This window comes from Kitasatospora sp. NPDC004272 (genome assembly GCF_053603035.1).
The window spans coordinates 1-12,355 of record NZ_JBSGET010000031.1 but is presented as its reverse complement, the minus strand read 5'-3'; the positions used below and the strand labels follow the sequence as shown (position 1 = coordinate 12,355).

Here is a 12,355-nt window from a genome sequence, read left to right as displayed (position 1 = left end):
GCCCCGGGCTCCCGGCGGGGCCGGCCTACCAGCCGGTGCGCAGGCGGTAGGAGGCGGCCAGGTCGCGGACCTCGGCCGAGCGGACCACCTCGCGGCCCAGCACCGGGCGCAGGTGCTTGTCCAGCAGCCGCAGCACCTCCTCGGACAGCCGGGCCTTGAGGCCCTCCGGCCGGCCGGGCAGCAGGCCGACGGCGATGTGCACGAAGGCGACCAACTGGCCGTCCGCGGTGTCGACCCAGGTCTCCGCCGCCGGGCGGAAGAAGGTCTTGCACACGCCCCTCGACGCCACCCACTCCCGCACCAGCGGGTGCAGTTCGCGGACGAAACCGGGGCGGTCGAAGGCGTCGGCGAGCTGCGGCGAGTAGTCGACGGTGATGTGGGGCATGACGGGAACCTCTTCGCGCAGACGCTTGGCTTCTACATCCACCCATCCTCCCCCCGCCCCGCCCCGGCCCCGCGCCCGGGGTGCCCGCCCAGCGGACGCCCCGGCCCGGACAGCGGTCACCGGGGTCGCCGGGGCAGGCGCGGCCGGGTCACCAGCGGCCCCACCACCCCGGCGGCGGCGGATCCGCGGGCACCGCCGAGGGCTGCTCCGGGTGCAGGCCGAGCCTGCGCAGCGCCGCCGCGTCCACACGCACCACCGCCACGCACCACCGCCGCCCGTCCGGCCCGAGGCAGTTCAGCAGGTCGAGGCGGACCTCACCGTCCCCCAGCGGGTACCAGTCGATGCCGCGGGCGCGCAGTCAAGCCCGCAACTGCTCCACCGCCGACGGCCGCTTCGCGGTGTTCCGGTACTCCAGCACGGCCACCCACTGCTCCTCGTCCTCGTTCACGCGGCCCATTCCGCCCCCGAGCCGACCCGCCGTCAGGCGAACAAGCCCCGGTCGAAACCGGCTCGTCAACCGGGAAATCCGGGCGCGGCCATTGGCCCGGTCCGAGCCGGGAGTGTAGGAATGGGCGTATGACCCGGTTTCGGGCGGCACCCGACGGACCCGGCGCGACGGACCAGGTCCCTCCGCGACGGCGGTCCGGCGCGCCGCGCCCCGTTCCTGCGGCGCCCCCGGCCCCCGCCCCCGCCGGACGGCCCGGATGACCGCCGCCGGGCCCGGGACCGGCCGGCACCGCGCGCCCGAACCCGTCCTGGTCCGCGAAGGCGTCCTGCTGCTCGACGCCGCCCTGGTGCTCCAGCACGCCAACGCCGAGGCCCGCCGCCTGCTCGACCTGCCCGCCGACTGCGAGGGCCGCCCGCTCGGCACGCTCGGCCTGCCCGAGGCACTCGGCGCCCTGCTGCGCCGCGGCGGCGAGCTCACCGACGCCCCCGTCCCCGTGCACGGCCGCGTCCTCACCGTCGACCTGCACCCCGCCGACCGCACCGGCGGCACCCCCTGCCGGATCGCCACCCTGCGCGACAGCGCCCCGCTGACCGGCCCCGACACCGCCCGGCTGCGGCTGGAACTGCTCTACCGGGCCGGCGCCTCGATCGGCACCACCCTCGACATCACCCGCACCTGCGAGGAACTCGCCGCCGCGTTGGTCCCCGCGTTCGCCGACTTCGCCAGCATCGACCTGTACGAGGGCGTCCCGGCGGGCGGCGAACCGCGCCCCGACCGGGGCCGCCCGCTGCGCCGCGCCGCGCTGGCCGGCGTCACCGACCTGTCGCCGCTGCTGGCGCCCGGCGCGCCCGTCCCGCTGATCCCCGGCACCCCCCGGGCCCGGGCCGTCGCCGGACAGTGCTCGGTGGTCGAACCCGACCTGTCCGCCGCCCTCGCCGCCTGGGACGACGTCAGCCCCGGCACCGTCGACGTGATGCGACAGCAGCAGGTGCACACCCTGGTGACCGTCCCGCTGGCGGTCGGCGGGACGCTGCTGGGCGTGGCCACCTTCTGGCGGGCCCGCCCGCGCCCGGCCTTCGACGAGGAGGACCGCACCCTCGCCGAGGAACTCACCGCCCGCGCCGCCGTCCTGGTCGAGAACGCCCGCCGCTACACCCGCGAGCACACCATGGCCGTCGCCCTCCAGCACAGCCTGCTGCCCGCCGGGCTCCCCGAGCAGCACGCCCTGGAGGTCGCCTCCCGCTACCTGCCCGCCCAGGCCGGGGTCGGCGGCGACTGGTTCGACGTGATCCCGCTCTCCGGCGCCCGGGTCGCCCTGGTGGTCGGCGACGTGGTCGGCCACGGCGTCCACGCGGTCGCCACCATGGGACGGCTGCGCACCGCCGTGCACACCTTCTCCTCGCTCGACCTCGCCCCGGACGAACTGCTCGGCCACCTCGACGCCCTGGTCAACCGCCTCGACCAGGAGCACCCCGCGCCCGACGGCGCCGAACGCCCGATCACCGGCGCGACCTGCCTGTACGCCGTCTACGACCCGGTCGCCCGCCGCTGCACGCTGGCCCGGGCCGGGCACCTGCCGCCCGCCCTGGTCCACCCCGACGGCCGGGTCGAGATCGTCGACCTGCCCGCCGGGCCGCCGCTCGGCGTCACCGGCCTGCCCTACGAGACCGCCGAACTCGAACTCCCCGAGGGCAGCAGCCTGGTGCTGTACACCGACGGGCTGCTCGCCCCCCGCGGCCAGGACCTCGACCACGGCCTGAAACTGCTGCGCGCCGCCCTGGCCCGCCCCGGCCGGGACCCCGGGCAGACCTGCGAGGACCTGCTCGCCGCGCTGCTGCCCAGCGACCCCGCCGACGACGTCGCCCTACTGGTCGCCCGCACCCGCGCGCTGCCCGCCGACCATGTCGCCGACTGGGACGTCCCCGCCGACCCCGCCGCCGTCGCCCGGATCCGCGCCGCCGTCACCCGCCGGCTCGACGACTGGGGCCTGGCCGAGCAGGCGTTCGCCGCCGAACTCGTGCTCAGCGAACTGATCACCAACGCCATCCGGCACGCCGCCGCGCCGATCCGGGTCCGGCTGCTCCGCGACCGGGCGCTGATCTGCGAGGTCTGGGACGGCTCGGCCACCTCCCCGCACCTGCGCTACGCCACCGACACCGACGAGGGCGGGCGCGGCCTGTTCCTGGTCGCCCAGCTCGCCGAGCGCTGGGGCACCCGCTACCCCGCCAGCGGGAAGGTCATCTGGGCCGAGCTCCCGCTGGGGGAGTGAACGGCCGCACCCCCGGCGACCGCGCCCCCGGCGGCCGGGCCCGCGTAGGGACAGCGGGCCCGCGCCGCGGCCTCACTCCTCGCAGAGCTGCTTGAACAGCTCCAGGTCGGCGCGCACCGCCTCCTCCACCGCCGTGCTCGGCACCGGGCCGTCCGTCGCGCCCAGCGCCCCCGCCAGCTCCCTCGGGTCGTACTCCAGGCGCAGCTGCACCCGGGTGTGCGCGGGGTCCAGCGGGCGCAGCGCGAAGGTGCCGCGCAGCGGCGGGCCGTCCACCGTCTCCCAGCTCATCACCCGGCCCCGCCCGTGGTCGGTCAGCTCCGCGTCCACCGCGTGCCGCCCGCCGCCGAACTCCACGTCCAGGTGCGCGTGGTGCCGGCCGTGCGCGCTGGCGCGCACCACCCCGGCGACGAACAGCGGGTACTCCGCCACCCGGTGCAACTGCGACCAGGCCGTCCCCACCGGGGCGGTCACCTCGATCTGCTCCTCCAGCGTCCGCATCGGCCGCACCTCCGCGTCGGGTCCCCCCTCCAGCCTGCCAGGGGCCGGGCCGGGAGACGACAGCACACCGCCCCCGGCCGTCGCGGCGGCCGGGGGCGGTGCGGGGGAGGGGCGCGGTCAGGCCGCCGGGAAGTCCCCGTCGAGGACCGCGGCCAGCCGCAGGTACGGGGCGGCCTCGGCGGCCCGGCCCTGGCGCTCCAGGACGCGGCCCAGCACCAGGTGCGCGTAGTGCTCGACCGGGTCGCGCGCGATCACCTCGCGCAGTTGCTCCTCGGCCCGCCGCAGCTGGGCCGAGTGGTAGTAGGCGCGGGCCAGCAGCAGGCGCGGGCCGACCTGCTCGGGCACCTCGTCGACCACCCCGGCCAGGATCAGCGCGGCGTCCGAGTACGCCTTGGAGTCGAAGAACAGCTGGGCGCGGGCCCAGCGCTCGGCGGTGGTCTCGTCCGGGGACACCAGGGACGCACTGCCGTGGCGGAGGTCGGTGGTCATGCCTGCTCCTTCCCGTTTCCGGGTCCTGCCGGGCCGCGGCGGCCCGACAGGTGGTTGAACATTCACCCACCGGGGGGTATTCCACCGCCCGCCGCACCGCTCAGGACAGCTCCAGCAGCCGGTGCATGAACGGCACCGGCAGCGCCGGGTTCGCCGCCGCCGCCTCCGGCTGCGCGTCCGGCTCCAGCGCCCCCAGCAGCACCCGCAGCGGCAGCCGCGGATCACCCGCCGCCGCCCGCGCCACCACCGGGTCCCCGTCCGCCGCCAGCGCGGCCAGCACCCCGGGCCCCGGATCCGGGTCGCGCAGCGCCGCCAGCCGCAGGGCCGGCTCCGCCCGCCCCGCCCAGGCCGCCAGGCCCGGCGCCGCGAACCGCCCGTCCGCCACCAGCGCGGCCGGACCGAGCAACTGCTCGTACACCGAGCGCAGCAGCTCGCCCGGCGCGTCCGTGCAGTGCTCCGCCAGCGCCAGGCGCACCATCAGCTCCCGGTCCGCCGCCAGCACCGCCACCACCTCGCCCGGCAGCCGCTCCAGCGCGGCCACCGCGCAGCGCACCAGCGGGTGCGCCGACCGGGCCAGCCGCAGCAGCTCCACCGGATCGCCCGCCCGCCGCGCCACCCACGGCAGGGCCGGCGGCGCGTCCGGCAGCCGGTAGGCCACCGCCGCCCGCTGCGCCTCCGTCAGGTCCGGGCGCAGCGACACCGCCAGGCGCACCGCCTCGTGCGGATCGGCCGCCAGCGCCAGCGCCAGGTCGGTGGGCAGCCGCGGATTGCCCGCCGCCGCGGCCCGGATCCGCGGGTCGTCGTCCAGCACCAGCCACTCGCCCAGCGCCCGCTCCAGCGGCGCCGAGGCCGCCGTCCGCTCCCGGCGCAGCGGGTCGCTCTCGGCGATGTACCCGGCCAGCGACACCGGCAGCTCGCGCTCCACCCGCAGCGCCCGGCGCACCGCGGCCCGCACCGCCTGGTCGCGGTCGGCCCGCAGCGCGGTGCGCACCGCCGGCGGCAGCTGCGGCCAGGAGTCCGCCCGCACCGCGGCGGCCCGCACCAGCGGCGAGGTGTCCTGGGCCAGTGCCACCAGCAGCTCCGGCGGCAGGCCCGCGCAGCCCGGCACCCGGCGGCGGGTCTCCGGATCGCGGTCGGCGGCCAGGCCCGCCAGCGCGGCCGGGGGCAGCGGCACCCGGTGCGCGGCCGAGGCGGCGGCCCGGCGCACCCGGCGCTCGTGGTCGCCGGCCAGCGCCGCCAGCACCGGCGCGGGCAGGTCGGGGCGCTCGGCCAGCGCCGCCCGCACCGTCCACTGCGGGTGCCGCCCCGCGGCCGCCAGCACCGGCGCGGGCAGCTCGGGCCGGCGGGCCAGCCAGCCGGGCTCCGCGCCGTCCTCCAGCAGCCGCTCCAGCACCTCGGCCGGCGCCTCCGGATTGGCCGCCAGGCCGCTGCGCCAGGCCCGCGCGGGCGGCGGGCCGGACAGCGGGCGCCAGCCGGCGGCCGACTGATGTGCGCTCAGTTCGAGCACGTGCGAGTACCTCCCCCGGAACGACAAACGCCAACGACCCTACCCGCGCGATCGGGTGGCGTGCACCGGTTCGCGCCAGGGAGGTGGCGAGGGGCGGGAGCGGCGTCGGAAGTGTGCGCACGACACGGACGTCCGAAGGAGGAACACCCCCGCCGGTGGCACCGGGTGCCAGTGACGGGGGCGTCGCCCCCGGCTTCAGGGGGGGGCTTCAGGGGGGGGCTCGGGTGGCGCCGGGTCAGGACCGGGGGGCGAGGCGGAAGGTCAGCACCCGGCCGCCCTCCTCGCTGGTCACCAGGTGCACCCGGGCGCCGATCGGCACCGCGCCCGGCAGGCCGCCGAGCACCGCCGCCTGCACGGTGAACCCCTCGTCGAGCACGATCAGGTATGCCCGTCCCGGCTGCGGGCCGCGGCGGGTCGGCCGCAGCAGGCGCTGCACGGTGCCCTGGCCGCAGGCCCGGGCCGGGGTCAGGTCGGCCGAGCCGCACACCGGGCACAGCAGGCAGGCTGCCGAGCTGGCCGAGTGGCACCAGCGGCAGCGCCGGTAGTCGAGCTCGGCCTCGCCGGGCTGCGCGGGGAACGCCGGTGCGGGGAACGGCTGCTGGGGGAAGGGGGTGAAGTGCTGCGGGGCGAGCGGTGCGGACGGGGCGAGCGTGAGGGTCATGGCCGTCTCCTCCCGGGGGACTGGGTGCGCCGCCGTACCGCCGCCCGGAGCGGGCGTGCGGTCGGTGCGCCTGCCAAAAGGAAGGTATGGCACTCAGTGCCTCATGTAAAGGTACCCAGTGCCAGTCCGTGCGGGCGGCCGACCGGCGGGCCGCCGGGACGGCCCGGGCGGCCGGGGCTCAGCCCTCCAGGGCCGCCTCCACGCCCTGCACCACCCGCCACATCGGGGTGCCCCGGCGGGCCACCATCACCACCACCTCGTCGTCCTGCGAGGCCGCGCCGGAACCGCCCTCGGCGCCGCCGCCCCAGGTGTCGACCACCAGTTGGAGCGCCTCGTCCACCGCCGCCCCCACGTCGCCCTCGCCGCCCGAGCGCAGCCAGGAGCGCAGCGCGTAGTTGTGCGCCGCCACCACCGCGGCCGCGATCACGTCCGCGCGCAGCGCGCCGTCCGAGCGGGCCGCGTACCGGGTGCGCAGGTGGCCCGCCAGGGTGCGCTCGTAGCGCCACACCACGGACAGCTCGTGGGTGCGCAGGGTGGGCACCTGCTTGGTCAGCCGGTAGCGCCCCACCGAGAAGGCCGGGTTGCCCGCGTACATCCGCAGCACCAGCCGGGCCGCGTCGCAGACCTGCTCCACCGGGTCGCCCGCCGGGTCGGCCGCGGCCAGGAAGGCCGTCATGTCGGCCAGGCAGCCGTCGTGGTCGGGGAACACCACCGCTTCCTTGGAGGGGAAGTAGCGGAAGAACGACCGGCGGCCGACGCCCGCCAGCGAGACGATGTCGTCGATCGTGGTCTGCTCGAAGCCCCGCTCGGAGAACAGCTCGAACGCCGCCTCCACCAGCGCGTCCCGCATCGTCGGCCGCGCCGGGCCGCCCCCGGCGGCCCGGTCCTGCTCCTGCACCTCGCTCATACCCGGACGGTAGCACCGAACAGGGTGTTCGGGCTGGGCTGGACGACACTCAGTGTGCATAATCGAGGGTACTGAGTGCCACACCGAGGAGACTGCCATGACCCAGGACTTCGACCTCTACCGGCTCGGCGAGGAGCACGAGATGCTTCGGGAGTCGGTGCGCGCGCTGGCGGAGGCGAAGATCGCCCCGTTCGCGGCCGCGGTGGACGAGGAGGGGCGTTTCCCGCAGGAGGCGCTGGACGCGCTGCAGGCCGCCGACCTGCACGCCGTGCACGTGCCGGAGGAGTACGGCGGCGCGGGCGCGGACGCGCTGGCCACGGTGCTGGTGATCGAGGAGGTGGCGCGGGCGTGCGCGTCCTCCTCGCTGATCCCGGCGGTCAACAAGCTGGGCTCGCTGCCGGTGCAGCTGGCCGGCTCGGAGGAGCTCAAGGCCAAGTACCTGGGCGCGCTGGCCCGCGGCGAGGGCATGTTCTCCTACTGCCTCTCCGAGCCCGAGGCCGGTTCGGACGCGGCGGGCATGCGCACCCGCGCGGTGCGCGACGGCGACTTCTGGGTGCTCAACGGCGTCAAGCGCTGGATCACCAACGCGGGCGTCTCCGAGTACTACACGGTGATGGCCGTGACCGACCCGGAGAAGCGCTCCAAGGGCATCTCGGCCTTCGTGGTGGAGAAGGGCGACGCGGGCGTCTCCTTCGGCGCGCCGGAGAAGAAGCTCGGCATCAAGGGCTCGCCGACCCGCGAGGTCTACTTCGACAACGTGCGGATCCCGGCCGACCGGATGATCGGCGAGGAGGGCACCGGCTTCGCCACCGCGATGCGCACCCTGGACCACACCCGGGTCACCATCGCCGCCCAGGCGCTCGGCATCGCCCAGGGCGCGCTGGACTACGCCAAGGGCTACGTCAAGGAGCGCAAGCAGTTCGGCAAGGCGATCGCCGACTTCCAGGGCGTCCAGTTCATGCTGGCCGACATGGCGATGAAGCTGGAGGCGGCCCGGCAGCTGACCTACGCGGCGGCGGCCAAGTCGCAGCGCACCGACGGCGACCTGACCTTCTTCGGCGCCGCGGCCAAGTGCTTCGCCTCCGACGTGGCGATGGAGATCACGGTGGACGCGGTGCAGCTGCTCGGCGGCTACGGCTACACCCGGGACTACCCGGTGGAGCGGATGATGCGGGACGCCAAGATCACCCAGATCTACGAGGGCACCAACCAGGTGCAGCGGATCGTGATGGCCCGCAACCTGCCCTAGCGGCACGGCGTTTCCCCTCGGGGGCGCGGGGAGCGAACCGGCTCCCCGCGCCCCCGGCGGCGTTCCGGGGCGAGTGGTTCCGGTCACAGGCGGGGCTCGGGCACGGTTCGCGGCGTGAGCGAAGTCCCGGGAGCCGGGCGGGAGTTGGCCGGAAATGACCGGGGAACGGAGCGTTCCGGAACGGCTCTCCGCGGCGCGGGGTGTCGACCCGATGTGGCGGGGGATCTAAGGTATGCCTTAGCTTACTGGGCGGTCGTCGGGGAGTTCCCCGGAGCGGCCGCCGCATCGGCCCGACCCCCGCGTCCCCTCGTCCCTGGAGTGAGCATGCCCGCCCGCCGCACGTCCGCCGCCGCCTTCCTCGTCCTCGCCGTGGCGAGCGCCGCGCTGGTGGGGTGCTCCAAGAAGGACGACGGCAAGGGCTCCGCGGACGGCGCCTCCGGGCCGGTGCAGGTGACCGCGACGGACAGCTCGTGCGAGCTGTCGAAGACCTCCTTCCCGGCCGGGCATGTCGAGCTGGCGGTGGCCAACAAGGGCGGCAAGGTCACCGAGGTGTACGTCTACGCCGAGGGCGACAAGATCGTCACCGAGCGGGAGAACATCGGCCCCGGCACCAAGGTGACCATCAACGCCGAGATCAAGGCCGGCACCTACGAGGTGGCCTGCAAGCCGGGCATGACCGGCGACGGCATCCGGCAGAAGATCACCGTCACGGCCGGCGCCTCGGCCTCCGCCAAGGCGGACGACCGGCTGACCCAGGCGGTCACCGACTACCGGAAGTACGCCCAGGAGCAGGCCGACGCGACCATCCCGGTGGTGGAGCAGTTCGCCGCCGCGGTCACCGCCGGGGACGTGGAGAAGGCCAAGTCGCTGTTCGCCGCCTCCCGGGTCGGCTGGGAGCGCACCGAGCCGGTGGCCGAGAGCTTCGGCGACATCGACCCGAAGACCGACACCCGCGAGGACGCGCTGGAGGAGGGCCAGAGCTGGACCGGCTGGCACCGGATCGAGAAGTCGCTCTGGGAGGACGGGAAGATCGGCGACGAGGAGAAGACCCTCGCCACCCAGCTGGTCGCCGACCTGAAGGACTGGCAGACCCGCATCCCCAGCGCCGAGATCACCCCCACCGGCATGGCCAACGGCGCCAAGGAACTGCTGGACGAGGTCTCCAAGAACAAGATCACCGGCGAGGAGGACCGCTACAGCCACACCGACCTGTCGGACTTCGCCGCCAACGTCGAGGGCGCCCGCCAGGCGTACGAGCTGCTCAAGCCGGTCGCCTCCGAGAACGAGCCGGAGCTGTCCAAGACCCTGGACGCCGAGTTCGAGAAGATCACCGAACTGCTCGGCAAGTACCGGGGCGCCGACGGCACCTACACCTCCTACGACAAGGTCACCGAGGACGAGCGCAAGACCTTCTCGGACGCGGTGAACTCGCTGGGCGAGCCGCTGTCCAAGCTGGCCGCCGCAGTCGTCGTCAAGTAACGGCGGCCCCGGGCCCGCGGGCGCGGCCGTCCGACGGTCAAGCCCAGGTCAAAGGGGACGGGCCGCGCCGGGAGTCCAGGTAAGGGCAGCGTAAGCTAAGTCTCCGTCAGGGTGCTGCCGCGACCGCGGCAGCACCCGTACCCGGTCACACGTCCGAGAGGGAACGCCAGAGATGGACGCCGAGAACGAGCAGCAGGCGGCCCCCGCCGAGGGCGGCGGCGGGCAGGCGCAGCGCGCCGGGCTCAGCCGACGGGCCGTCATAGGCTGGGCGGGCGCCGGTGTCGCGCTCGGCGCGGCCGCGGTGGGCACGGTGGCCGCCGCGACCATGGCGGGCGAGGACTCCGCCGCCGCGCCGCAGGACCCGGAGGTCCCGTTCTACGGCGAGCACCAGTCCGGCATCTCCACCCCCGTCCAGGACCGGCTGCACTTCGCCGCCTTCGACGTGATCACCGACGACCGGGACGCCCTGGTCAAGATGCTCAAGGAGTGGACGAAGGCGGCCGCCTCGATCACCGGCGGCCGCGAGGTCGGCGGCGGCGCGGTCGGCGTCGTCCCCGAGTCGCCGCCGGACGACACCGGCGAGGCGCTCGGCCTGCCGGCCTCCCGGCTCACCCTGACCATCGGCTTCGGGCCCACCCTGTTCGAGAAGGACGGCCAGGACCGGTTCGGGCTGAAGGCCAAGCGCCCCGAAGCCCTGGTCGACCTGCCCAAGTTCAAGGGCGACCGGCTGGAGGCCGCCCGCAGCGGCGGCGACCTCTGCGTCCAGGCGTGCGCCGACGACCCGCAGGTCGCGGTGCACGCGATCCGCAACCTGGCCCGGATCGGCATGGGCGTGGTCAACGTCCGCTGGTCGCAGCTCGGCTTCGGCAAGACCTCCTCCACCACGCCGGACAGCCAGACCCCGCGCAACCTGATGGGCTTCAAGGACGGCACCCACAACATCGCCGGGACCGACGCCGACGCGCTCGCCCAGCACGTGTGGGCCGCCCCCGGCGACGGCGCCGACTGGATGACCGGCGGCTCCTACCTGGTCGCCCGCCGGATCCGGATGACCGTCGAGACCTGGGACCGCGCCTCGCTCAAGGAGCAGGAGGAGACCTTCGGCCGCACCAAGATCGAGGGCGCCCCCTTCGGCAAGCAGAAGGAGCGCGACGCTCCCGACCTGTCGGCGATGCCCGCCGACTCGCACGTCCGCCTGGCGCACCCCGACAGCAACGACGGGCTGATGATCCTGCGCCGCGGCTACTCCTTCACCGACGGCACCGACGGCCTCGGCCGCCTGGACGCCGGACTGTTCTTCCTGGCGTACCAGCGCGACACCCGCAAGGCGTTCGTCCCGCTGCAGACCAAGCTCGCGGCCAACGACAAGCTGAACGAGTACATCACCCACGTCGGATCCGCCCACTTCGCCTGCCCGCCCGGTGTCCGCAAGCCCGGCGAGTGGTGGGGCCAGACCCTCTTCGGCTGACCCCCGCCCCTTCCCTCTCCCTTCCGAAACGAGGAGAACCGCCGTGTTCGCCAACTACCTGATCGGCCTGCGCGAGGGCCTCGAAGCCAGCCTGGTGGTCTGCATCCTGATCGCCTACCTGGTCAAGACCGGCCGCAAGGACCGGCTCGGCCCGGTGTGGACCGGCGTCGGAGCCGCCGTCGCGCTGGCCATGGCGTTCGGCGCGGTGCTGCAGTTCGGCTCCAACCAGCTCTCCTTCGAGGCCCAGGAGGCGCTCGGCGGCAGCCTGTCGATCATCGCCGTCGGCCTGGTCACCTGGATGGTCTTCTGGATGCGCCGCACCGCGCGGCACCTGAAGAGCGAACTCCAGGGCAAGCTGGACGCCGCGCTCGCCATGGGCACCGGCGCCCTGGTCGTCACCGCCTTCCTGGCCGTCGGCCGCGAGGGCCTGGAGACCTCGCTGTTCATCTGGACCGCCGTCCAGTCCACCGGCGACGGCTGGAACCCGCTGGTCGGCGCGACCCTGGGCCTGCTCACCTCGGTCGTCCTGGGCTGGCTGTTCTACCGCGGCGCGCTGAAGATCAACCTGGCGAAGTTCTTCACCTGGACCGGCGGCATGCTGGTCGTCGTCGCCGCGGGCGTCCTCGCCTACGGCGTGCACGACCTCCAGGAGGCCGACTGGATCCCCGGGCTGCACGCGCACGCCTTCGACATCTCCACCACCATCCCCGCCGACAGCTGGTACGGGACGCTGCTGAAGGGCGTGTTCAACTTCCAGCCCGACCCGACCAAGGCCCAGGTCTGGGTCTGGGCGCTGTACCTGGTGCCGACGCTGTACTTCTTCTTCCGCAAGCCCGCCGCCACCCCGCCGAAGACCGCGGCGCAGGCCCCGGCGGCGGAGGCCAAGGCCGGCTGAGCCCGCGGACCCGCGCACGAACCGCCCGGGCGCCGCGAGCACGCGGCGGGCGGGGGGGGGGGCGGTTTCCGGGCCGCCGCAGCCGAGCGGGCCGGAGAGG

Annotated in this window: 11 protein-coding genes; 5 read left to right on the top strand and 6 right to left on the bottom strand. The window is 75.2% G+C overall.

The genetic code is table 11. The annotated features are described in order from the left end of the window. Positions 1 to 25: 25 nt before the first annotated feature. Positions 26 to 385 carry a 5-carboxymethyl-2-hydroxymuconate Delta-isomerase gene (locus tag ACWEO5_RS12595; RefSeq protein ID WP_344553407.1) on the bottom strand — a complete coding sequence of 120 codons (360 nt, stop codon included), beginning with the start codon at positions 383 to 385 and terminating at the stop codon, positions 26 to 28. Positions 386 to 1,089: 704 nt separating this feature from the next. On the opposite strand from ACWEO5_RS12595, the gene ACWEO5_RS12590 reads away from it, so the two are divergent. Beyond that, positions 1,090 to 3,102, top strand: coding sequence for a SpoIIE family protein phosphatase (locus tag ACWEO5_RS12590; protein WP_452162393.1), 2,013 nt, complete (start codon positions 1,090 to 1,092; stop codon positions 3,100 to 3,102). A 72-nt stretch (positions 3,103 to 3,174) separates the two neighbouring features. Here ACWEO5_RS12590 and ACWEO5_RS12585 read toward each other — a convergent pair whose 3' ends face one another. The 5 genes from ACWEO5_RS12585 to ACWEO5_RS12565 all read right to left on the bottom strand — a co-directional run bounded on the left by ACWEO5_RS12585 (position 3,175) and on the right by ACWEO5_RS12565 (position 7,164). Continuing rightward, a complete protein-coding gene (locus ACWEO5_RS12585) occupies positions 3,175 to 3,600 on the bottom strand; it encodes an SRPBCC family protein (protein WP_452162392.1) in 426 nt (141 codons plus the stop codon). Positions 3,601 to 3,717: 117 nt separating this feature from the next. Continuing rightward, complete coding sequence (locus tag ACWEO5_RS12580) at positions 3,718 to 4,089, bottom strand: tetratricopeptide repeat protein (RefSeq protein WP_452162391.1); 372 nt, start codon at positions 4,087 to 4,089, stop codon at positions 3,718 to 3,720. Between the two features lie 100 nt (positions 4,090 to 4,189). Next, positions 4,190 to 5,596 (bottom strand): hypothetical protein, encoded by a 1,407-nt coding sequence (locus ACWEO5_RS12575; RefSeq protein WP_452162390.1) that lies wholly within the window; start codon positions 5,594 to 5,596, stop codon positions 4,190 to 4,192. A 235-nt stretch (positions 5,597 to 5,831) separates the two neighbouring features. Further along, positions 5,832 to 6,257, bottom strand: coding sequence for a Zn-ribbon domain-containing OB-fold protein (locus tag ACWEO5_RS12570; protein ID WP_452162389.1), 426 nt, complete (start codon positions 6,255 to 6,257; stop codon positions 5,832 to 5,834). A 178-nt stretch (positions 6,258 to 6,435) separates the two neighbouring features. Then, positions 6,436 to 7,164, bottom strand: coding sequence for a TetR family transcriptional regulator (locus ACWEO5_RS12565; RefSeq protein WP_452162388.1), 729 nt, complete (start codon positions 7,162 to 7,164; stop codon positions 6,436 to 6,438). 97 nt (positions 7,165 to 7,261) lie between these two features. On the opposite strand from ACWEO5_RS12565, the gene ACWEO5_RS12560 reads away from it, so the two are divergent. The 4 genes from ACWEO5_RS12560 (at position 7,262) to efeU (ending at position 12,255) form a co-directional block, all read left to right on the top strand. Next, on the top strand, positions 7,262 to 8,413 hold the full coding sequence (locus ACWEO5_RS12560; RefSeq protein ID WP_344553414.1) for an acyl-CoA dehydrogenase family protein: 1,152 nt from the start codon (positions 7,262 to 7,264) through the stop codon (positions 8,411 to 8,413). 324 nt (positions 8,414 to 8,737) lie between these two features. After that, complete coding sequence (gene efeO, locus ACWEO5_RS12555) at positions 8,738 to 9,892, top strand: iron uptake system protein EfeO (protein WP_452162387.1); 1,155 nt, start codon at positions 8,738 to 8,740, stop codon at positions 9,890 to 9,892. A 172-nt stretch (positions 9,893 to 10,064) separates the two neighbouring features. After that, a complete protein-coding gene (efeB, locus tag ACWEO5_RS12550; protein WP_452162386.1) occupies positions 10,065 to 11,360 on the top strand; it encodes an iron uptake transporter deferrochelatase/peroxidase subunit in 1,296 nt (431 codons plus the stop codon). A gap of 43 nt (positions 11,361 to 11,403) precedes the next feature. Beyond that, a complete protein-coding gene (gene efeU / locus ACWEO5_RS12545) occupies positions 11,404 to 12,255 on the top strand; it encodes an iron uptake transporter permease EfeU (RefSeq protein ID WP_452162385.1) in 852 nt (283 codons plus the stop codon). Positions 12,256 to 12,355 lie beyond the last annotated feature (100 nt).

Coding starts and splice junctions, on each gene's coding strand:
- ACWEO5_RS12585 (WP_452162392.1), bottom strand. CDS start 3,600: ATGCGGACGCTGGAGGAGCAGATCGAGGTGACCGCCCCGGTGGGGACG.
- ACWEO5_RS12565 (WP_452162388.1), bottom strand. CDS start 7,164: ATGAGCGAGGTGCAGGAGCAGGACCGGGCCGCCGGGGGCGGCCCGGCG.
- ACWEO5_RS12595 (WP_344553407.1), bottom strand. CDS start 385: ATGCCCCACATCACCGTCGACTACTCGCCGCAGCTCGCCGACGCCTTC.
- efeB (WP_452162386.1), top strand. CDS start 10,065: ATGGACGCCGAGAACGAGCAGCAGGCGGCCCCCGCCGAGGGCGGCGGC.
- ACWEO5_RS12570 (WP_452162389.1), bottom strand. CDS start 6,257: ATGACCCTCACGCTCGCCCCGTCCGCACCGCTCGCCCCGCAGCACTTC.
- efeO (WP_452162387.1), top strand. CDS start 8,738: ATGCCCGCCCGCCGCACGTCCGCCGCCGCCTTCCTCGTCCTCGCCGTG.
- ACWEO5_RS12560 (WP_344553414.1), top strand. CDS start 7,262: ATGACCCAGGACTTCGACCTCTACCGGCTCGGCGAGGAGCACGAGATG.
- ACWEO5_RS12590 (WP_452162393.1), top strand. CDS start 1,090: ATGACCGCCGCCGGGCCCGGGACCGGCCGGCACCGCGCGCCCGAACCC.
- ACWEO5_RS12580 (WP_452162391.1), bottom strand. CDS start 4,089: ATGACCACCGACCTCCGCCACGGCAGTGCGTCCCTGGTGTCCCCGGAC.